The sequence below is a fragment of the Klebsiella sp. F11 genome, assembly GCF_056712265.1.
On the sequence record NZ_CM160060.1, the window covers coordinates 2,613,705 to 2,634,086 of the forward strand.

Below are 20,382 nucleotides of genomic sequence, written 5' to 3' on the forward strand. Positions count from 1 at the left end.
CATGAAGCTGATATTCTGAGGAAATAATGCGGCCCCGCAAGGCCGCATGAAAGAATATTAACGCGGGGACACGGTGACCTGGCTGCCGCTGCCGGCAATCGCGACGCGCTGGCCAACGGAGAACGGAGTGCTGCCCTGTTTCTGGACCACCAGAATGGTGTTGCCGTCATCTTTACGGATTTCCAGCTCAACGCCCTGGGTTTTATTCATTGCGCCCTGCACGCCCTGGCCGGCTACGCCGCCCGCAACTGCGCCTGCTGCCGTTGCCAGCGAGCGGCCGGTGCCGCCGCCGATGGTGTTACCGAGGAATCCACCCAGAACAGCGCCACCGATAGCCCCGATGGCATTGCTGTCGTCACCGCCCTGGATCTGGACCGCGCGGGTATGAACGATGGTACCGTAAGTGACGCTCTGGACCTGTTTGGCTTGGGATGCGGAGTAAACATCACCGGAAAGGCCGCTGCTGCTCACGCAGCCCGCAAGAGTAAAACCAATCATCGAGACAGCCAAAACACGTAAAATCATTTATGAATCTCCTTCACCAAATAGCGTTCTGTTGAACTTCCATGTGGTCAATTATATGGCATATAAGTGCCAGCTGGCATAGCTTCCGCATGGACAATATGAAAAATAATAAGCAAAAACGCCTTAACCGCAGCTAAACGTAAGCGCTTTACGCGCCGCGCCGAGTTTATAACTCTGCGGCTTCGGGCTTCTCTGCTCAGGCTTTAGCGCGGCCGAAAGCGGCTAAAACCTGATTATCTGACAGCCGGAATGATTTAAGGTTTATCCGTTTTAGTGTTAAAAAATTATTGTCCCATAGCAATGACCCCGTCTTTATGATGGAGTGTCGCTATACGAGAGTCATGGAATGAAGGAAGGCGTATGAAATCAGGTCGCTTTATTGGCGTAATGTCCGGCACCAGCCTGGATGGTATCGACGTGGTTCTGGCGGTAATTAACGAAAGTATTGTGGCCCAGCAGGCCAGCCTGACCTATCCCATCCCTATTGCGATAAAAGAAGAGATTCTGGCCATCTGTCAGGGACAGTCGCTCACCTTATCGCAGCTAGGGCAGCTTGATACGCGCCTGGGGCGGCTGTTTTCCGATGCGGTAAAGGCGCTAATGCGTCAGGAGAGTTTACAGGCGTCGGATATTGTTGCTATTGGCTGCCATGGTCAGACGGTGTGGCACGAGCCGATGGGCGATGCGCCAAATACCCTGCAAATCGGTGACAACAACCAGATCGCCGCCCACACCGGCATTACGGTGGTGGGGGATTTCCGCCGTCGCGATATGGCTCTTGGCGGCCAGGGCGCGCCGCTGGTTCCGGCCTTCCACCACGCGCTGCTGGCGCACCCGAGCGAGCGCAGGATGGTGCTCAACGTTGGCGGCATCGCTAACCTCTCGCTTCTGGCGCCCGGCCTGCCGGTGCGCGGCTATGACACCGGCCCTGGCAACATGCTGATGGACGCGTGGATCTGGCGTCAGTGCGGCAAGCCGTACGATAAAGACGCGCAGTGGGCCAGCGAAGGCAGGGTGCTTCTGCCGCTGCTGCAGGATATGCTCAGCGATCCGTGGTTCGCGCTGCCCGCGCCGAAGAGTACCGGGCGCGAATATTTCAACTACGGCTGGCTGGAGCGGCATCTGGCGCGCTATCCCGGCGTCAGCGCGCAGGACGTGCAGACGACCCTGACGGAGCTGACAGCGGTGACGATTGGCGAACAGGTGCTGCTCAGCGGCGGCTGCGAGCGGCTGCTGGTGTGCGGCGGCGGGGCCCGCAATCCGCTGCTGATGGCGCGGCTGGCGGCGCTGCTGCCGGGTACCGAGGTCTCTACCACCGACGCGGCGGGGATCAGCGGTGACGATATGGAGGCGCTGGCCTTTGCGTGGCTGGCGTGGCGCACCATTTCCGGGCTGCCGGGCAACCTGCCGTCGGTGACCGGCGCCGCAGAAGCCTCCATTCTTGGCGCCATTTTCCCGGCTAACCTGGCGCAGAATCAGAGTTAACTGAATTCGCTCTATTTTATTAACCGGTAGACTGGATGAAGTAAGCGGAGGGGTAAAATCCTCCTGGACCGGGAAAGTCGAAGGCACACAAATGAAAAAAATCCTTATCGCAGCGATACCTTTTATGCTCGCAGGCTGTAGCTATTACAACCAGTTCGTCGAGCGCATGCAGACCGATACGCTGGAGTATCAGTGCGATCAGAAACCGCTGACCGTTCATCTCAATAACGCCCGCCAGCAGGTGAGCTTCATCTACGATAACCAGCAGCTAAACCTGCAGCAGGGGCTATCGGCGTCGGGGGCACGCTATACCGACGGCGTTTACGTCTTCTGGTCAAAAGGCGACAGCGCGACCGTCTACAAGCACGACCGCGTGGTGCTGGAAAACTGCCAGCTGCCAGCCGCCAAACGTTGAGATTTCTGGCCCGGGGGCGCACAATGACGCCACCCGATCACTATTTTCTCAATTGCCATGTCAGACAACGACGAATTGCAGCAAATCGCGCATCTGCGCCGAGAGTATACCCGTGGTGGCCTGCGTCGCCACGATCTTCCCGCCGAACCGCTGGCGCTGTTTGAGCGCTGGCTCCGCCAGGCCTGCGATGCCCGACTGGCCGACCCCACGGCGATGGTGGTGGCTACCGTTGATGAAAGCGGCCAGCCCTACCAGCGCATCGTGCTGCTAAAGCACTATGACGAAAAGGGGCTGGTGTTTTATACCAACCTCGGCAGCCGCAAAGCGCACCAGATCGAAAATAATCCCCGCATCAGCCTGCTGTTTCCGTGGCATATGCTGGAACGCCAGGTGATGGTAACCGGCAAAGCTGAGCGCCTGTCGACGCTGGAAGTGGTGAAGTACTTCCACAGCCGCCCGCGCGATAGCCAGATCGGCGCCTGGGTCTCTCAGCAGTCGAGCCGTATTTCCGCTCGCGGTATCCTTGAAAGTAAATTCCTTGAGCTGAAGCAAAAGTTCCAGCAGGGCGAAGTGCCGCTGCCGAGCTTCTGGGGCGGATTCCGCGTCAGCATCGAGCAGATGGAGTTCTGGCAGGGGGGCGAACATCGCCTGCACGATCGTTTTCTGTACCAGCGGCAAAACGAAGGCTGGCAAATCGACCGCCTGGCGCCATAAAGGGCGCAAAATGTTGGTTTAAGCGCTGGTACTACGTTCCCCGGCGCTTTATTCTATAGGCTTCATTTTTCACGCCGCATCGTAGCTGGCCACGCCCGTGCACCCCGGCAGCCTACCCGCGTAGGCGCCCGAGGCTTTCTGCGATCGCCGCTTTGATGCCGCCTGAATCATTTTGTGTCGTATTTTTTCGCGTCTGGCGAAAAGTCGTGTACCGGCAAAGGTGCAGTCGTTTATACATGGAGAATTTGATGGCAAGCAGTAACTTGATTAAACAATTGCAAGAGCGGGGGCTGGTAGCCCAGGTGACGGACGAGGAAGCGTTAGCAGAGCGACTGGCGCAAGGCCCGATCGCGCTCTATTGCGGCTTCGATCCTACCGCCGACAGCTTGCACTTGGGGCATCTTGTTCCATTGTTATGCCTGAAACGCTTCCAGCAGGCAGGCCATAAGCCTGTGGCGCTGGTGGGTGGCGCGACCGGTCTGATTGGTGACCCGAGCTTTAAAGCCGCCGAGCGTAAGCTGAACACCGAAGACACCGTGCAGGAGTGGGTGGATAAAATTCGCAAGCAGGTCGCGCCGTTCCTCGACTTCGACTGCGGAGAGAACTCGGCCATTGCCGCCAATAACTACGACTGGTTCGGCGGCATGAACGTGCTGACCTTCCTGCGTGATATCGGCAAGCACTTCTCCGTCAATCAGATGATCAACAAAGAAGCGGTGAAGCAGCGTCTGAACCGTGACGATCAGGGCATCTCCTTTACCGAATTCTCCTACAACCTGCTGCAGGGCTACGACTTCGCGTGCCTGAATGAGCTGCACGGGGTGGCGCTGCAAATCGGCGGTTCCGATCAGTGGGGTAACATTACCTCCGGTATCGACCTGACCCGTCGTCTGCATCAGAACCAGGTATTTGGCCTGACCGTTCCGCTGATCACCAAAGCCGACGGCACCAAGTTCGGTAAGACCGAAGGCGGCGCGGTATGGCTGGATCCGAAGAAAACCAGTCCGTACAAATTCTACCAGTTCTGGATCAACACCGCGGATGCCGACGTTTATCGCTTCCTCAAGTTCTTCACCTTTATGGATATTGCCGAGATCAACGCCCTCGAGGAAGAAGATAAAAACAGCGGTAAGGCCCCGCGCGCGCAGTACGTGCTGGCGGAGCTGGTGACGCGTCTGGTTCACGGCGAAGAGGGGCTGATCGCCGCCAAACGCATTACCGAGAGCCTGTTTAACGGCAACCTGAGCGAGCTGAGCGAAGCGGACTTCGAGCAGCTGGCGCAGGATGGCGTGCCGATGATTGAGATGGCACAGGGCGCCGATCTGGTGCAGGCGCTGGTGGATTCCGAGCTGCAGCCGTCCCGCGGTCAGGCGCGTAAAACCATCGCCTCCAACGCGGTGACCATCAACGGCGAAAAGCAGGCCGATCCGGAGTACGTCTTCGGCGCAGGCGATCGCCTGTTTGGTCGCTATACCTTACTGCGCCGCGGTAAGAAAAATTACTGTCTGGTCTGCTGGAAGTAATTGCGTAAAGGCAGGGGCGTGGGAAACCACGCCCCTTATTTTTTGCTGTCAGGTATCCAAGATGAAGAATATCCTCGCCATCCAGTCCCACGTTGTGTTTGGCCATGCCGGCAATAGCGCCGCCGAGTTTCCGATGCGCCGCCTGGGCGCGAACGTCTGGCCCCTCAACACCGTGCAGTTCTCAAACCATACCCAGTACGGTAAATGGACCGGCTGCGTCATGCCGCCGGCGCATCTGACCGAGATCGTCCAGGGCATCGCTGATATTAATCAGCTTCAGCGCTGCGACGCGGTGCTCAGCGGCTATCTGGGATCGGCGGAACAGGGCGAACATATTCTCGGGATTGTTCGTCAGGTGAAAGCGGCCAATCCGGCGGCAAAGTATTTTTGCGATCCGGTGATGGGCCATCCGGAAAAGGGCTGCATCGTAGCACCGGGCGTGGCCGAGTTTCACGTGCGCCACGCGCTGCCTGCCAGCGATATTATCGCGCCGAATCTGCTGGAGCTGGAAATTCTCTGCGAGCATCCGGTGGCCAACGTCGGCGAAGCGGTGGCTGCCGCGCGGGAGCTGATTGCCCGGGGACCGAAAGTGGTGCTGGTGAAGCACCTGTCGCGCGCCGGGATGAGCATGGACCGTTTTGAAATGCTGCTGGTGACGCGTGACGAAGCCTGGCATATCAGCCGTCCGCTGGTGGACTTTGGCCTGCGTCAGCCGGTGGGAGTGGGCGATGTAACCAGCGGCCTGCTGCTGGTGAAGCTTCTGCAGGGAGCGAGCCTGCGCGATGCGCTGGAGCACGTTACCGCGGCGGTATACGAAATCATGCTGGCGACCAAAAGAATGCAGGAGTATGAGCTGCAGGTCGTGGCGGCGCAGGATCGCATTGCGCTGCCGGAGCATCTCTTCAGCGCCACGCAGCTGTAGGCGCTGACAGCCTGCCCGGAACCGCGCCCGGGCAGGGCAACCACCGTTACTTCAGTCCTTCAGCTTCCAGCGCCGCCGCCACCGACGGGCGCGCGGCGATGTGCTTCATCCACGCCTCGATATGGTGATAGCCTGCCATATTCAGCTTCACCGCGTACGCCCAGCGCAGCACGGTAAACAGATAGCCATCGGCGATGGTGAAGCGATGGCCGTTCAGCCACTGCTTATCTTCCAACGATTCGTTAATATACTGCAGCTTCTTCTCCAGCAGCGCTCGCGCCGTGGGTTTGTAATCTTCCGGCGTATCCGGACGAAACAGCGGAGTGAAGCCTTTGTGCAGCTCCGTTGCGACGTAGTTCAGCCATTCCAGAGTCTGGTAGCGGGCGACGGTGCCCACCGGAGCCAGCAGCTGCCGATCCGGGAAGCGGTCGGCAATGTACTGCATAATCGCCACGCCTTCCGTCAGCAGGAGATCGTCGTCAAGCAGCAGCGCCGGCACCTGGCCTTTGGGGTTGACCAACAGGTAATCCTCCCCGTTTTCAAGGCGTTTTTTCATCAGGTCAACGCCCTGTAAGGTGAAGTCCAGCCCGCTTTCGCGCAGGGCGATATGCGAGGCAAGAGAACAGGCGCCGGGTTTGTAGAACAGTTTCATCGGTAACTCCTCGTGGCTGCAGTTTTCTGTATGTTAGTCCGCCCAGGGGTAAAAAAAAAGCCGCTAACGGCAAGGTTAGCGGCTAAATCAAATGGTTTTCCCGAAGCGCTTAGGCGGTTGCTGTCTCGCGCTCTTTGGTGACGCTATCGTCGTCCAGGGTCATGCGATTCAGCTTCGGCGCCGTCAGCAGCATCAGCGCGGCGATAGCGGCCGTTACGATACCAATCTGCATGAATACGTGACCGTAAACGTTCAGAGAGACCAGCGGGTCGGTAACGTTTTCCGGAACGGCCATCAGGTTAGCAATCTTGCCGGCAATAATTGCCGCACCCGCGGTGGTCAGGAACCAGCTGCCCATGATGAAGCCCATCAGGCGCTGCGGAACCAGCTGGGCCACCATGGCCAGGCCGAGGCCGGAAATCATCAGCTCGCCGATACTCTGCAGCGCGTAGCTCAGAATCAGCCAATTTACCGACACGATACCGGCATCGCTGGCGAATTTGGTGCCCAGCGGCAGCACGAGGAATGCGGCGGAACAGAGGATCATGCCGATAGCGAACTTATGCGGCATCGGCAGACGGTCGCCCATCTTGTTATAGATGGCGGCAAGAATCGGGCTACCAACCATAATCCAGAACGGGTTCAGCGCCTGGAACTGCTCCGGCTGGAAGCTGATGCCCATGATCGCATGCTCAACGTTGCGGATGGCGAAGAAGTTCAGGGAGGTTGGCATCTGGCTGTAGAGGACGAAGAAGACGATCGCCTGCACCATCAGAATGAAGGCCACAATCATCTTACGGCGCGCGGCACCCTGCAGGGCGAGCGTCTCTTTTGCGAAGATGATGACGATACCCAGCGCGACCACGCCCAGAACCATACGGGCGATGCCCTGATTATGCAGCAGCCAGGTTGCGATAACCACAAGGATCGCCACGCCGGCGATAGTGGCCAGCAGCTTACCGTAATGAACCGGCGCGAAGTCGGGTTTGGAACCGTAGTTTTTCACCCATTTCTTGCAGAATATAAAGTTGACCAGCGTAATCAGCATGCCGATAAAGCTCAGGGAGAAGGCGATGCTCCAGCCAAACTTCGCCGCCAGCCACGGGGTCGCCAGCATTGAGAAGAACGAACCGATGTTGATGGACATGTAGTACATGGTAAATGCACCGTCCAGACGCGGGTCGTCTTTCGCATAGCAGGTAGAGAGCAGGGAGGACGGGTTCGCCTTAAACAGGCCGTTACCGACGGCGATAGTCGCCATACCCATATAAACGATAGCGGCGTCGTGTCCGGAGTACGCGACCAGGGCGTAGCCAATGGCCAGTACGATCGTACCCAGCATAATGACGCGTTTGGTGCCGAGCACTTTATCGCCCAGCCAGCCGCCGATAGCCACGAGGCCGTAGACCAGCGCGCTGAAGGAGGAGAAGAGTGTAATAGAATCCGCTTCTGACATACCCAGCTGTTTTACCAGGTAAACGGCCATGATCCCTTGTAGGCCGTAATAACCAAAACGCTCCCATAATTCGATCGAGAAGATCAGATAGAACGATTTCGGCTGCTTGAAAGCGTTCAAACTCACGCTTTCTGCTGGTTTATTGTTTGCAGTTGACACATATACCTCTTTTTTTACATCCCATATTAACGGGGGGTGTTCGGGGCGCAATCTTCGCAGACCGCCGCCTTTATAGTTATTCTGGAGGGAAAACGGCAGGTAATGTTCACTATCCTGACCGATCAGGCAATAGCTTTGTAATACTCTGTTACACATAACCAATGCCTTATAATACGCCGGTCATACAAATGTTATGCAGAGTTAAATTTCACTGTTTCTCTATTGGTGATATTTTTATCTGTCTTCATTCGCTGTATAGCGCGCAAGGGCGATATATTCTGCTAATTAGCCTTTAATCCAGTGATATAGGCCATAATCCTAAAAAATGATGGGGTATTCTCCTGGTAAGTTCGGCTCTGCTATTGCAATTGCTGGCTTTTGTTAGCAAGTAAGCAACAACAAATTAACATTAGGTTGCATGGATGATCTGGATCACAAATGTATAGAAATTTTTTCGCCGGAAAAAATGATTAACCTGGCTTGGCGTTATATAAGCAGATGAATGCCCTGTTAACCGGCGATATCATGGAGAAAGTGGCAGGGATGAAAGGGGATGAACAGAACCATTACCACAGACAGGGTAATGGCTTTGTTCAGACATCAGGCAGCGTAGACCTTCTCTTTGAACTCGCAGAGGTCTTCAATCAGGCAGGAACCGCAGCGCGGCTTGCGGGCGATGCAGGTGTAGCGTCCGTGGAGAATAAGCCAGTGGTGGCAGTCGACCTTAAACTCGGCGGGAACCACCTTCAGCAGCTTCTCTTCAACCTGCTCGACGTTCTTACCGGGAGCAAACTGCGTCCGGTTGCAAACGCGGAAAATATGCGTATCGACCGCAATGGTCGGCCAGCCGAAGGCGGTATTAAGCACCACGTTGGCGGTTTTGCGCCCGACGCCGGGCAGCGCTTCCAGAGCGGCTCTGTCCTCTGGGACTTCGCCATTGTGCTGCTCCAGCAGAATTCGGCAGGTCTTAATGACGTTCTCGGCCTTGCTGTTAAACAGGCCGATGGTCTTGATATACGACTTGACCCCATCGACGCCCAGTTCGAGCATCGCCGCCGGGGTGTTGGCGACCGGATAGAGCTTCGCCGTCGCCTTATTGACGCTGACGTCGGTGGCCTGCGCCGAGAGCAGCACCGCGATCAGCAGCTCAAACGGCGAGCTGAAGTTGAGCTCGGTGGTGGGATGCGGGTCGTTATCCCGCAGGCGGGTCAGAATTTCCAGACGTTTGCTCTTATTCATCAGGCTTTCCCTGCGGCATCAGACGGCGCGATGGCCGGGGCTTCGGCGATCGCCGCCCGGGCCTTGCGCTGCTTGCTGCGCTCATCAATAAGATATTTGACCGCCAGCATCATCCCGAGGCCGATAAACGCCCCCGGCGGCAGCATCGCCAGCAGGAACGGCGTGTCGGTATGGAAAACCTCGATGCGCAGCGCTTTCGCCCAGCCGCCGAGCAGGCTATCGGCGCCATCAAACAGCGTCCCGTTACCAATGATTTCACGCAGCGAGCCGAGCACGAACATGGCGCAGGTGGCCCCCATGCCAATCGCGAAACCGTCCAGCGCCGAGAGGGCCGGGCCCTTTTTCGCCGCAAAGGCCTCGGCGCGGCCGACGACAATGCAGTTGGTCACAATCAGCGGGATAAAGATCCCCAGCGACTGGTAGAGCCCGTAGGCGTAAGCGTTAATCAGCATCTGTACGACGCTCACCACCGAAGCGATGATCATCACGTAAATAGGAATACGGATTTCGGCCGGCGTCCAGCGGCGCAGGCTGGAGATCGTCAGGTTGGTTAGGGTCAGAACCAGGGTGGTGGCCAGCCCTAATCCCAGCGCGTTGGTGGCGGTGGAGGTCACGGCAAGCAGAGGACACATCCCCAGTAGCTGGACCAGCGCGGAGTTGTTTTTCCACAACCCCTGAACAATAACGTCTTTTACTTCGCTCATGCTCTAGTCTCCACAGGCGGTGAATTCGGGAATCTGCGTTGGCAGCGTTTGCGCGTACAGGCCGGCGCGCTTAACCGCGTTGACGACCGCGCGCGGCGTAATGGTCGCGCCGGTAAACTGGTCAAAATCGCCGCCGTCTTTTTTAACCGCCCAATGGCCGTCGCTCTCTCCGTGAATAACTTTGCCGGCGAAATGGGTGATCCAGTCGGACAGACGTAGCTCAATTTTATCGCCGAGGCCCGGCGTTTCGTGATGCTCGGTGACCCGGGTGCCGAGAACGGTACCTTTAAAATCGGCGGCGACCAGCAGCTGAATCGCCCCTGAATAGCCGTCCGGCGCAGTGGTTTCCATGACCGCACCCACCGGGATATCGGTATTTTTGGCAATCCAGATCTTATGCTGCCCTTTACCCAGCGCCGGAGCGGAAGCGAGATAGCAGCTCTGCAGCAGATCGTTATTATACAGCTCTGCGGGCAGAACCTGGTCAAATAGCGCCTTTTGCTGCTTAGCCGCCTGATCTTCAATCGTCGATTTGGTCAGCTCATTGATAGCCGCCGTCAGACCGGTGGAGCCGGCGGCGAAAAGCGCCAGCGTGATGCCGTGTTTGCGCATGCTTTTTAACATGACGGGTCCTCAGCGGTGGCCGTACACGCGGGGGCGCGTGTAGTAATCAATCAACGGAACGGTAATGTTCGCCAGCAGCACGGCGAAGGCTACGCCGTCAGGATAGCCGCCGAAGCTGCGAATAAGCCACACCAGCAGGCCCGCCAGCGCGCCGAAAACCAGGCGCCCGCGGTTGGTGGTGGAGGCGGTTACCGGATCCGTCAAAATAAAGAACGCGCCGAGCATGGTGGCGCCGGACAGCAGATGTATCTGCGGCGCGGCCAGGCTCTGCGGCGAGAAAAACCAGCCGAGGGTGGAGCAGATGGCCAGGCTTAGCAGGAAGCTAAGCGGGATATGCCAGCGAATCGTCTTCTGCCACAGCAGGAACAGCCCGCCGACCAGCCAGGCGATATTCACCCACTGCCAGCCAAGTCCCGCCAGAGCGCCGCCGAAAATCGGGTACTGGAGGATCTCTTTGACCTGATGGCCGGCGTGCAGGGAGGTTTTAAAGGTGTCCAGCGGCGTGGCCTGGCTGATACCGTCGACCCCGAGACGCAGGGCGTTCATATCGCTGCCGGCGGCGGTGTGGCCGGTGAAAATAACCCGCAGCGCGTCGCTAAAGCCTGGGATATGGGCCGCAATCTCCTGCGGCGGCAGCCAGGAAGTCATCTGCACCGGGAAGGAGATCAGCAGTACAACGTAGCCAATCATCGCCGGGTTAAACGGGTTATGTCCCAGTCCGCCGTACAGCTGTTTGGCGATGATAACGGCGAAGGCGGTACCGAGGACCACCATCCACCAGGGGGCAAGAGGCGGAATACTGACGGCCAGCAGCAGGCCGGTCAGCAGCGCAGAGTTGTCGGCCAGAATGGCGGCAATATTCTGCTTACGCAGTTTAAGGATGGCGGCTTCGGTTCCCCAGGCGGTCAGGGCCGCCAGGATAACCTGCAGCACGGTGCCCCAGCCGAAAAACCAGGTCTGCACCACGATGCCGGGTACGGCGGCGAGCAGCACCAGCAGCATAATCCGCGAGGTCTGACGCTGGTTGTGGGTATAGGGAGAGCTTGCGATTCTGAAAACCATTTATTCCTCGTTAACTGCCTGCCGGGATGCTTTCCTGGCCTGAACTCGGGCGATTGCTTCTGCGACTGCCGCCTTACGCGGATCGATGGCCTCAGCTTCCGGCGTGACCGCGACTTGCGCCTGCTGCTGTTCTGCCTTACGGGCCTTAGCGCGGGCGATGGCGGCCTCGACCGCGGCTTTGCGCGGATCGACAGCTTCAGCTTCCGGCGTGACCTTGGCTTGCGCCTGCTGCTGTTCTGCCTTACAGGCCTTAGCGCGGGCGATGGCGGCCTCGACCGCGGCTTTGCGCGGATCGACGGCCTCAGCCTCCGATGCGACCGTGACTTCAGCCTGCTGCTGTTCGGCCTTACGGGCCTTAGCGCGGGCAATGGCGGCCTCGACCGCGGCTTTGCGCGGATCGACGGCTTCAGCTTCCGGCGTGACCGTGGCTTGCGCCTGCTGCTGTTCGGCCTTGCGGGCCTTAGCGCGGGCAATGGCGGCCTCGACCGCGGCTTTGCGCGGGTCGACGGCTTCAGCTTCCGGCGTGACCGTGTCTTCAGCCTGCTGCTGTTCAGCCTTGCGGGCCTTAGCGCGGGCAATGGCGGCCTCGACCGCGGCTTTACGCGGGTCTATAGCTGCGCCGGTCGACGGTTCGGACGCGGTCTGTTCGCTTTTACGCGCGCGCGCCTGCGCTTTGCGCGCTTCGCGAGCGGCGATGGCTTCGCTATTGTCCGGCTTAGCGCCCGCCTGCACGACGATCGGCTGGGCCGCATCCTGCTGTTTTTCACGCACGCGGGCGAGGGCGGCATTAATCGCTTCGCTATCTTTGGCGGCTGGCTGCACGGCGGACTGTTTATGCCGTTCAAGGCGTGCGGCCTTATCGCGCTCCAGACGCGCCTGGCGGGATTCAAAGCGGGCTTTGGCTTCGGCCGCGCGCTTCTCTTCGAGGCGAATCTCGGCGATCTCGGCCTTCTCCTGGCGGAAGTACTGCACCAGCGGAATATTGCTCGGGCAGACCCAGGCGCAGGCGCCGCACTCAATGCAGTCGGCCAGATTGTGGGCCGTGGCCTTGTCGTGCTGCTGGCCTTTACTGAACCAGTACAGCTGCTGCGGCAGCAGATCGGCAGGGCAGGCATCGGCGCAGGCGCTGCAGCGGATGCAGCCTTTTTCTTCTTCCGCCTCGCCCATTTCGCTGGCCGACGGGGCCAGCAGGCAGTTGGTGATTTTGACCACCGGCACGTCGAGCCACGGGAGGGTAAAGCCCATCAGCGGACCGCCCATAATGACCATTGGCTCCGCGCCTGGGCAAAAACCGGCATCATTCAGCAGATGACGCACCGGCGTGCCCAGCCGGGCCCAGACGTTGCCCGGGCGCGAAACCGCTTCCCCGGTTAAGGTCACCACGCGTTCGGTCAGCGGCTCGCCGTCAATCACCGCGCGCTTAACCGCGTAGGCGGTGCCGACGTTTTGCATCAGGATCCCGATATCGGAAGAACGGCCGCCGTGAGGGACCTGCTTGCCGGTGAGGATCTGCGTCAGCTGTTTGGCGCCGCCGGAGGGATATTTGGTCGGGATCACGCGCAGGGAGATGCCGTGCGCCTCGCTCAGTACCGCACGCAGCATGGAGATCGCCTGCGGTTTGTTGTCCTCAATGCCGATCAGCACCTGGCTCGGCTGTAAAATATGGGCCAGGATGCGAATACCGTCGATAATCTGCGCCGCGCAGTCCTGCATCAGGCGATCGTCGGCGGTAATGTAGGGTTCGCACTCGGCGGCGTTAATAATTAAGGTGTCGATCTTGTCGCCGCCGCCGCGCAGCTTAATCCCGGTGGGGAAACCGGCGCCGCCCAGCCCGGCCACGCCGAACTGGTGAATGCGTTCGATAAGCTCGTCGCGGGATTTGCTCTGGTAGTCGCTCCAGCCGTCGCGCTCAATCCAGCGGTCTTCGCCGTCGGCATCAATGATGACGCTCATCTCCGCCAGCGCCGAGGGATGCGCCGTCGAATGCGGCGCGATGGCGCTGACGATACCCGACGTCGGGGCGTGAACGGGCAGCATTTTTCCCCAACCGCGGGTCAGCGGCTGGCCGCGCAGGACGCGATCGCCGGGCTGCACGCAAAGCTCGCCCTGGGCGCCAATATGCTGCTTCAGCGGAATAACAAACTGCTGCGCCAGGGAGACCTGGCGCAGCGGCGTACTGTTTGACTGGGTTTTCATCTCCGGCGGATGAATACCGCCGTTGAAATCCCAGACCTTGTCTTTTTTGAACGCGGAAAATAGCTTAAACATGTTGTTCCACAGGAATGATGCGCACCGGGATGGTGTGTAGATCCCACTTCCAGGTTTCGGTGGTCTCCGCAACCGGAACCATCTCTATACATTGCGTTGGGCAGGGCGCGACGCACAGATTACAGCCGGTACAGAGGTCGCTCACCACCGTATGCATCGCACGGGTTGCGCCGACAATGGCGTCAACGGGGCAGGCCTGGATGCATTTCGTGCAGCCAATACAGTTCTTTTCGTCGATGACCGCCAGCATACGCACCGGCTCCGCCTGCCCGGCATCGCCGTCAGCAGGCTGCGGGTCGACGTTCAGCAGGGTGGCAATTTTTAACATCACCGCTTCGCCGCCGGGGGCGCAGCGGTTGATTTTCTCACCCTGCAGGCCAACCGCTTCCGCATAAGGACGGCAGCCGGGGTAGCCGCACTGGCCGCACTGGCTTTGCGGAAGAAGCTCGTCGATCTTTTCAACGACCGGATCGTCCTCCACCTCAAAACGGCGGGAGGCGTAACCTAAAATTAAGCCGAAAATCAGCCCGAGAAGGCTGATCGCAATGACGGCTATCCACACAGCGCTCATATTACAACTTCACCAAACCGCTAAAGCCCATAAATGCCAGCGACATTAAGCCCGCCGTCACCAGCGCAATGGCGTTGCCGCGAAACGGCGCCGGGACGTCGGCAACCACCAGACGCTCGCGAATGGCGGCAAATAGCACCATAACCAGAGAGAAGCCGACCGCCGCCGCAAAACCGTACAGCGCGGACTGCAGAAAATTGTGCCCAAGGTTAATATTCAGCAGCGCCACGCCAAGCACGGCGCAGTTGGTGGTGATCAGCGGCAGGAAAATGCCCAGCAGGCGGTAGAGCGCCGGACTGGTTTTGCGCACCACCATTTCGGTGAACTGCACCACTACCGCAATGACCAGAATAAAGGCCAGCGTGCGTAAATAGACCAAATTCAGCGGGATGAGAATCCAGGTATCAATTAACCAGGCGCAGATAGAGGCCAGCGTCATCACAAAGGTGGTGGCCAGCCCCATACCCATAGCGGTCTCCAGCTTTTTGGAAACCCCCATAAACGGACACAGCCCAAGAAACTTCACCAGCACGAAGTTATTAACGAGGACGGTACCAACAAAGAGCAGTAAATAATCAGCCATCAATTCGACCTGAAACGGAAAAAGCCGCCTATTATCGAATAAAACGATACCGGCGACAACAGGTTATCAGTGGGGTTATTACGGATTAACAAAGGTCCGTTTAACCCGTTCGGAGCGCTTGAAGTAAGGAACCAGCAGCGCCGCAGCCAGAAGAGGGAACAGCAGCTGGCGCAGGGCCAGAACGTCCGATATTGGCGAGAAGGCAAAGGCCTTAATCGCCAGCAGCAGGGAGATCAGCAGCCAGATAATATAGTGTTTCGGCACGATCTTCCGCCGTTTGAAAAAGGCCAGCGTCAGCCACAGGGTGTAGTACCACATGGCGACGGCGAACAGTAGGGAGACGCCCCAAAGGATAAGATTTCCGGCGCTCATCGCGCCCAGCAAGGAGAACGTTTGCGGCGCCATTAACGCATTAGCAAATATAAGCAGCGACAGCGAAGCGCTTAACAGCGCAACCAGCAGCCATGCAAGCGGCCCCAGCAGCCATCCGCCAATTCTTTCTGCAGAGTCAGAGGACATACTTTCTCCCGGATTTAACGCCAGTGAAATACCCGTTGAGCGTCAGGCTGCACGCGCTTACCTGAGCAAGCGTCCGCGCGTTCGCACCGTTCGCCCGGCTCAGGTACGGATCAAAATCAAGGGCGGGAGTATAAGCAACTGGCGTGCTTCAGAACAGTTTTTATTGCACGTAACGCCAGACGGATTTAGGAACCTGTCCAATATCGAACAGTTTACCGCCAGAAACCAGCTCGGCCCGGCGATGGTCAGCGGCGCGGTACATGTTAACGATCTCTTCGTTATCGGTCAGGGAGTAGTTAAGGTGGTCAAAAAGTTTTTCCAGACTTTCCAGCGAGCTGATTTTACGAAATTTTAATAAGTAGTCCTGAACGGTCATTTGCGTGTCCATTTTTATAATCGGAATAAATATGAGCCTGTCCCATCAGGCTATTTGATTTACCATTTTGGCCAGGACCGCGGGCATATCCTCACGCACTTCGCGTACGCTGCGGTGATTTCACGTTCTGGCGGCAAAAATAGCGGCAACCATTGCCTGGTGGGATCGTCTCTAAGTTGAATATTACCAGCCTTCAGTAAACCTGCTCTCAACCAGCGGCACCTTTATTAATTAACGGGCCGCGGCGGAATTATTTCGGTTGTAAATACTAAAGACAAGAACTGATTACATTCCCGGTGTAGTAACAAGAAATTTAAGAATATTCTAGCGCTGAATCAGGCGCCGGACGGCGCCTGGAGAAGAAGATTAACGCTGTTGGCCGCGGCTGGCAATAACGTTTTGATACCAAAAGAAGCTCTTTTTGCGCCTGCGGGCGAGCCCCTGCTGATGGTCGACGTAAACGAAACCGTACTGTTTCTGGTAGCCGTTAAGCCAGCTCAGCAGATCGATAAATGACCACGGATAATAGCCGCGCACGTCGGCTCCGGCGTCCAGCGCTTTTTCCAGCGCATTAATATGGGCGCTGAGGTAGTCAATACGCGGGTCGTCGACAATTTCGCCGTCAATAATCGGGTCTTTGGCGCCTAAGCCGTTTTCGGTGATGTAAATCGGAATATCACCGTAGCGCTCCTTGATCATCATAATGCCGTCCGTTAACCCCTGCGGCCAGATTTCCCAGCCCCATTCGGTGTAGGTGCTTTGCGGATTGCGTACGAAATAGTACAGGCCCTCAGCGCCGGGTTCGCCGCCGCTTAATCCTTCCGGCGGGTGGGCTGAAACGGTTTCACGGCGATAGTAGTTGAGGCCGATAAAATCGCTGTGGTTTTCTCGCAGCAGCGCCTCATCGCCGGGGGCAAAGCGCGGGACGCCCCACAGAGCCTGGGTTTGCTGCAGCAGCTCTTCGGGATAGGTGCCTTTTAACACCGGGTCATATAGCCAGTGGGTATGGATAGCGTCCGCCAGCTCGGTCGCCCGGCGATCCTCTTCGCTATCGGTGAGCGGAGTATGCGGCTGCAGAACGTTGACGAAACCAATCTCGCCGGCAACGCCCATTTCACGAAACGCTTTAATCGCCATCGCGTGGGCGACAAAGACGTGGTGACAGGCCTGAATGGCGCGCGCCGGGTCGCGTACCGCCGGCGGATGGCAGCCGTTAATGTAGCCATGGCCAATAAAAACGATGGTCTCGTTGAAGGTGGCCCACAGCTTGACCCGCGAACCGAAACGCGCGTAGCACAGGCGCGCGTATTCGGCGAAGGCTTCAGCGGTGCTGCGGGCTTCCCAGCCTCCCTCATCCTGCAGCGCCTGCGGCAGATCCCAATGGTAGAGCGTAATCATCGGCTCGATATTGTGCGCCAGCAGTTCGTCGATCAGATCGCTATAAAATCGAACGCCGGCTTCGTTGACCTCGCCGCGGCCGCCGGGCAGCAGGCGCGGCCAGGAGATGGAAAAGCGGTAGCTCTGCAGGCCCATTTCGGCCATCAGCGCGACGTCCTCGCGAAAGCGGTGGTAGTGATCGACGGCGATGTCGCCGTTGGTCCCCTGGAAGGTAGTGCCCGGCAGGTGAGAGTAGATGTCCCAGATCGACGGCCCCTTTCCGTCGGCATTGTGGCCACCCTCAACCTGATAGGCTGCGGTAGCGGCGCCCCAGAGAAAATTTTGCGGAAATGCGGCCATGTGAAGAGCTCCTTAGCGAATGAATAAGGAGAGTGTAATGAAGGGGGATGCGCATATGCAACCGGTTTCAGAAACCGGTTGCATACTTGCGAGACGGGTCACTCTTTAGCGTTAACCCTATTTTGCCTGTACGACATTAGCCGGAGGCGGGGATTGGTAGTTATCAATGTGATGCGCGATAACCAAAAGCAGGGCTGAAACGCCAAAAACAACCCAACCTATAAGCTCTACAATTCTGCTGAAAACGGCTGCCATAATTCTGCTATTGAAAGTTAAAACGGATGTAAATGTTACTAAATGACGCGAACAACGCAAGTCCCCGCTGGAACGGATTTGTCTATTGATGCAGGAGTGAACGGTTGCTGATTCATAAGTAAAGCTAATAAGACATTTGAGTCTTATAGTTATGGTGAACCCCGAACGTTTCGCCAGAGAGGTTGCAAGATGAGTGACAATATTCGCGTCGCAATAATCGGCTACGGGTATGCCAGTAAAACGTTTCATGCGCCGCTGATAAGCGGTACGCCGGGAATGACGCTTGCCGCAGTGTCGAGCAGCGATGAGGGTAAGGTACGGATCGATTGGCCGACGGTGCGCGTCGTTGCCGAACCCCGCCAACTGTTTGACGATCCCAACATCGACCTGATCGTCATCCCCACGCCGAACGATACCCATTTTCCGCTGGCCAGGGCCGCGCTGGAGGCGGGGAAGCACGTGGTGGTGGATAAACCTTTTACCGTGACGCTGTCACAGGCCCGCGAGCTGGACGCCGTTGCCAGAAGCCGGGGGCGGCTGCTTTCGGTGTTTCATAACCGGCGCTGGGACAGCGACTTTTTAACCGTTAAATCATTGATTAATGAAGGGCTGTTGGGCGAGGTTTGCTATTTCGAATCGCACTTCGACCGCTACCGCCCCCAGGTACGCGACCGCTGGCGAGAGCGGGGCGGCCCGGGAAGCGGGATCTGGTTCGATCTCGGTCCCCATCTGCTCGATCAGGCGATCGACCTGTTTGGCCTGCCGGTCAGCATGAGCGTCGATTTAGCCCAGCTGCGCCCGGGAGCGCAATCTACCGACTATTTCCACGCGGCGCTGGTTTACCCGCAGCGCCGGGTGATCCTGCACGCCACTCTGCTGGCGGCGGCGGAAACCGCGCGCTATATCGTCCACGGTTCGCGGGGGAGCTATATCAAATATGGTCTCGACCCGCAGGAGGAGCGGCTGAAAAACGGCGAACGCCTTCCGCAGGAGGACTGGGGATACGATATGCGCGACGGGATTTTGACGCGCGTAGACGGCGAGGATCGCAGCGAGGAGAGCTGGCTAACGCTGCCCGGCAACTACCCGGCGTACTACGCCGCCATTCGCGATGCGCTGAACGGGAACGGAGAGAATCCGGTCCCGGCGAGTCAGGCTATTCAGATTATGGAGCTGATTGAGCTGGGGATTGAATCAGCAAGGCATCGCGCCACGCTATGCCTGATTTAAGATGCAACGCCCGGCAGGATTGCTGCCGGGCAGGCATCTAGGCGCGCTGCACGCGCTGGATCAGCGCCGCTTTTTCCTGCGCGCTGAGGAAGGCGAGCTCGAGGCCGTTGATTTGCGCCTGGCGGATTTGCTCGCGGCTCAGGCCCGCGGCCGGGGCGGCAACGTTGTATTCATGAATAATATCGACGCCCTGTACCGCCGGATCGTCGGTGTTAATCGAGGCCAGCACGCCGTGCTCGAGGAAGGTTTTTAACGGATGCTCGGCCAGCGACGCGACGGTGCTGGTCTGAATGTTCGAGGTCAGGCAGGATTCAATCCCGATACGCTGCGCGGCCAAAAAGTCCATCAGCGCCGGATCCTGCACCGCCTTCACCCCGTGACCGATACGCTCGGCGCCCAGCTCGCGAATCGCCTGCCAGATGCTTTCCGGGCCAGCCGCTTCCCCCGCGTGGACGGTAATACGCCAGCCGGCGTCGCGAGCCTGGGTGAAGTGCTGCATAAACAGGGTGCCGGGGAAGCCGAGCTCATCTCCGGCGAGGTCGAGCGCGGTAATGCCGTCGCGGTGGGCAAGCAGCGCGTCGAGCTCCTGCTGGCAGGCGTCCTCGCCGAAGGTGCGGCTCATAATACCAATCAGCCGCGCTTCGACGTTAAAATCGCGGCTTCCGTCGCGCACGCCGGCAATGACCGCTTCAACCACGCCGTCAACCGGCAGGCGGTGGGCCATCGCCATATAGCGCGGGGAGAAGCGCAGCTCAACGTAGTGCAGGCCGTTGCGCGCCGCGTCTTCGACGTTTTCATACGCCACACGACGGCACGCTTCCAGCGAGGCGAGCACCTTTACGCCCCAGTCAAGTTTGGCAAGGAAGCTCACCAGATTGGGTTCGTTGCTGGTGACCTGGACGTGCGGACGCAGGGTATCGAGAGTGGTGGCCGGGAGCGCGATGTTAAACTGGCGGCCAAGATCGAGAATCGTTTGGGCCCGGATGTTGCCGTCAAGATGGCGATGAATGTCGGTTAGTGGCAAAGTTGAATCAATCATGGTCGCACTCATTTTTTAGTAAAAGTGCACATCATTATACAACAGGGTGATAACTGTTTAAAAGTATTGAAAAAAATTCTGTCTATACAAGCATCTGGCGGCGTCACGGGAGCGCTTAGCTCAGTTTAAGATTCAGCGTTGCGATTCCGTCTCCATCTCTGCCGCGCGTTTACCCGCAGGCTGCGCTAAAAATAGTCGCGACTTTCCGGCGCAGCAGAAAATAATACTTGCTATCAATAGTTATCTATGCGATCAATAGCAGGTCGGTTTGGTCCACAGAACCAATAAAGCGGTTTAGTAAAGCAGTCCTCATCTCAAGCGTTA

General features: G+C 58.1%; 21 protein-coding genes. 6 read left to right on the forward strand and 15 right to left on the reverse strand.

Features of this window, described 5'->3' with window-relative positions; genetic code table 11:
- Positions 1–57 precede the first annotated feature (57 nt).
- On the reverse strand, positions 58–525 hold the full coding sequence (gene slyB, locus AC1M2H_RS13000; RefSeq protein ID WP_426814564.1) for an outer membrane lipoprotein SlyB: 468 nt from the start codon (positions 523–525) through the stop codon (positions 58–60).
- A 360-nt stretch (positions 526–885) separates the two neighbouring features.
- On the opposite strand from slyB, the gene anmK reads away from it, so the two are divergent.
- The 5 genes from anmK to pdxY all read left to right on the forward strand — a co-directional run bounded on the left by anmK (position 886) and on the right by pdxY (position 5,584).
- Complete coding sequence (anmK, locus tag AC1M2H_RS13005) at positions 886–2,010, forward strand: anhydro-N-acetylmuramic acid kinase (RefSeq protein ID WP_480151643.1); 1,125 nt, start codon at positions 886–888, stop codon at positions 2,008–2,010.
- Positions 2,011–2,101: 91 nt separating this feature from the next.
- Entirely contained in the window at positions 2,102–2,425 is a 324-nt protein-coding gene (mliC, locus tag AC1M2H_RS13010; RefSeq protein ID WP_480151644.1) for a C-type lysozyme inhibitor, read from the forward strand.
- A 57-nt stretch (positions 2,426–2,482) separates the two neighbouring features.
- Positions 2,483–3,139: a pyridoxamine 5'-phosphate oxidase gene (gene pdxH / locus AC1M2H_RS13015; RefSeq protein WP_480151645.1), complete on the forward strand. Its 657-nt coding sequence runs from the start codon at positions 2,483–2,485 to the stop codon at positions 3,137–3,139.
- A 248-nt stretch (positions 3,140–3,387) separates the two neighbouring features.
- The gene (tyrS, locus tag AC1M2H_RS13020; RefSeq protein ID WP_480151646.1) at positions 3,388–4,662 is read left to right on the forward strand and encodes a tyrosine--tRNA ligase; all 1,275 of its coding nucleotides are present in this window, start codon (positions 3,388–3,390) and stop codon (positions 4,660–4,662) included.
- Between the two features lie 61 nt (positions 4,663–4,723).
- Positions 4,724–5,584, forward strand: a complete 861-nt coding sequence (gene pdxY, locus AC1M2H_RS13025; RefSeq protein WP_480151647.1) for a pyridoxal kinase PdxY — start codon at positions 4,724–4,726, stop codon at positions 5,582–5,584.
- A 46-nt stretch (positions 5,585–5,630) separates the two neighbouring features.
- Here the strand turns inward: pdxY and gstA are convergent, their stop codons facing one another.
- From gstA to blr, 13 genes are all read right to left on the reverse strand, one after another.
- Positions 5,631–6,236 carry a glutathione transferase GstA gene (gene gstA, locus AC1M2H_RS13030; protein ID WP_480151648.1) on the reverse strand — a complete coding sequence of 202 codons (606 nt, stop codon included), beginning with the start codon at positions 6,234–6,236 and terminating at the stop codon, positions 5,631–5,633.
- A 109-nt stretch (positions 6,237–6,345) separates the two neighbouring features.
- A complete protein-coding gene (gene dtpA, locus AC1M2H_RS13035; RefSeq protein WP_480151649.1) occupies positions 6,346–7,851 on the reverse strand; it encodes a dipeptide/tripeptide permease DtpA in 1,506 nt (501 codons plus the stop codon).
- 600 nt (positions 7,852–8,451) lie between these two features.
- Positions 8,452–9,090 (reverse strand): endonuclease III, encoded by a 639-nt coding sequence (nth, locus tag AC1M2H_RS13040; RefSeq protein ID WP_480151650.1) that lies wholly within the window; start codon positions 9,088–9,090, stop codon positions 8,452–8,454.
- On the reverse strand, positions 9,090–9,794 hold the full coding sequence (locus tag AC1M2H_RS13045) for an electron transport complex subunit E (protein WP_480151651.1): 705 nt from the start codon (positions 9,792–9,794) through the stop codon (positions 9,090–9,092). The genes nth and AC1M2H_RS13045 overlap by 1 nt, the downstream gene beginning before the upstream one ends.
- A gap of 3 nt (positions 9,795–9,797) precedes the next feature.
- Positions 9,798–10,418, reverse strand: coding sequence for an electron transport complex subunit RsxG (rsxG, locus tag AC1M2H_RS13050; RefSeq protein WP_480151652.1), 621 nt, complete (start codon positions 10,416–10,418; stop codon positions 9,798–9,800).
- Positions 10,419–10,427: 9 nt separating this feature from the next.
- Positions 10,428–11,480 carry an electron transport complex subunit RsxD gene (rsxD, locus tag AC1M2H_RS13055; RefSeq protein ID WP_480151653.1) on the reverse strand — a complete coding sequence of 351 codons (1,053 nt, stop codon included), beginning with the start codon at positions 11,478–11,480 and terminating at the stop codon, positions 10,428–10,430.
- On the reverse strand, positions 11,481–13,748 hold the full coding sequence (gene rsxC, locus AC1M2H_RS13060) for an electron transport complex subunit RsxC (RefSeq protein WP_480151654.1): 2,268 nt from the start codon (positions 13,746–13,748) through the stop codon (positions 11,481–11,483).
- Positions 13,741–14,319, reverse strand: a complete 579-nt coding sequence (gene rsxB, locus AC1M2H_RS13065; RefSeq protein ID WP_426814573.1) for an electron transport complex subunit RsxB — start codon at positions 14,317–14,319, stop codon at positions 13,741–13,743. The genes rsxC and rsxB overlap by 8 nt, the downstream gene beginning before the upstream one ends.
- Before the next feature lies 1 nt (position 14,320).
- The gene (gene rsxA / locus AC1M2H_RS13070) at positions 14,321–14,902 is read right to left on the reverse strand and encodes an electron transport complex subunit RsxA (RefSeq protein WP_015366851.1); all 582 of its coding nucleotides are present in this window, start codon (positions 14,900–14,902) and stop codon (positions 14,321–14,323) included.
- Between the two features lie 78 nt (positions 14,903–14,980).
- Positions 14,981–15,421 carry a DUF2569 domain-containing protein gene (locus AC1M2H_RS13075; protein ID WP_480151655.1) on the reverse strand — a complete coding sequence of 147 codons (441 nt, stop codon included), beginning with the start codon at positions 15,419–15,421 and terminating at the stop codon, positions 14,981–14,983.
- A 160-nt stretch (positions 15,422–15,581) separates the two neighbouring features.
- Complete coding sequence (ydgT, locus tag AC1M2H_RS13080) at positions 15,582–15,797, reverse strand: transcription modulator YdgT (protein WP_041147653.1); 216 nt, start codon at positions 15,795–15,797, stop codon at positions 15,582–15,584.
- 366 nt (positions 15,798–16,163) lie between these two features.
- Positions 16,164–17,534: a GH1 family beta-glucosidase gene (locus tag AC1M2H_RS13085; protein ID WP_480151656.1), complete on the reverse strand. Its 1,371-nt coding sequence runs from the start codon at positions 17,532–17,534 to the stop codon at positions 16,164–16,166.
- A gap of 117 nt (positions 17,535–17,651) precedes the next feature.
- Positions 17,652–17,789, reverse strand: coding sequence for a division septum protein Blr (gene blr, locus AC1M2H_RS13090; RefSeq protein ID WP_426814576.1), 138 nt, complete (start codon positions 17,787–17,789; stop codon positions 17,652–17,654).
- Positions 17,790–17,978: 189 nt separating this feature from the next.
- Here blr and AC1M2H_RS13095 point away from each other — a divergent pair, with 189 nt between their 5' ends.
- Complete coding sequence (locus AC1M2H_RS13095) at positions 17,979–19,019, forward strand: oxidoreductase (RefSeq protein WP_480151657.1); 1,041 nt, start codon at positions 17,979–17,981, stop codon at positions 19,017–19,019.
- 37 nt (positions 19,020–19,056) lie between these two features.
- On the opposite strand, the gene add is transcribed toward AC1M2H_RS13095, so the two are convergent.
- Positions 19,057–20,058: an adenosine deaminase gene (gene add / locus AC1M2H_RS13100; RefSeq protein ID WP_480151658.1), complete on the reverse strand. Its 1,002-nt coding sequence runs from the start codon at positions 20,056–20,058 to the stop codon at positions 19,057–19,059.
- Between the last annotated feature and the right edge of the window lie 324 nt (positions 20,059–20,382).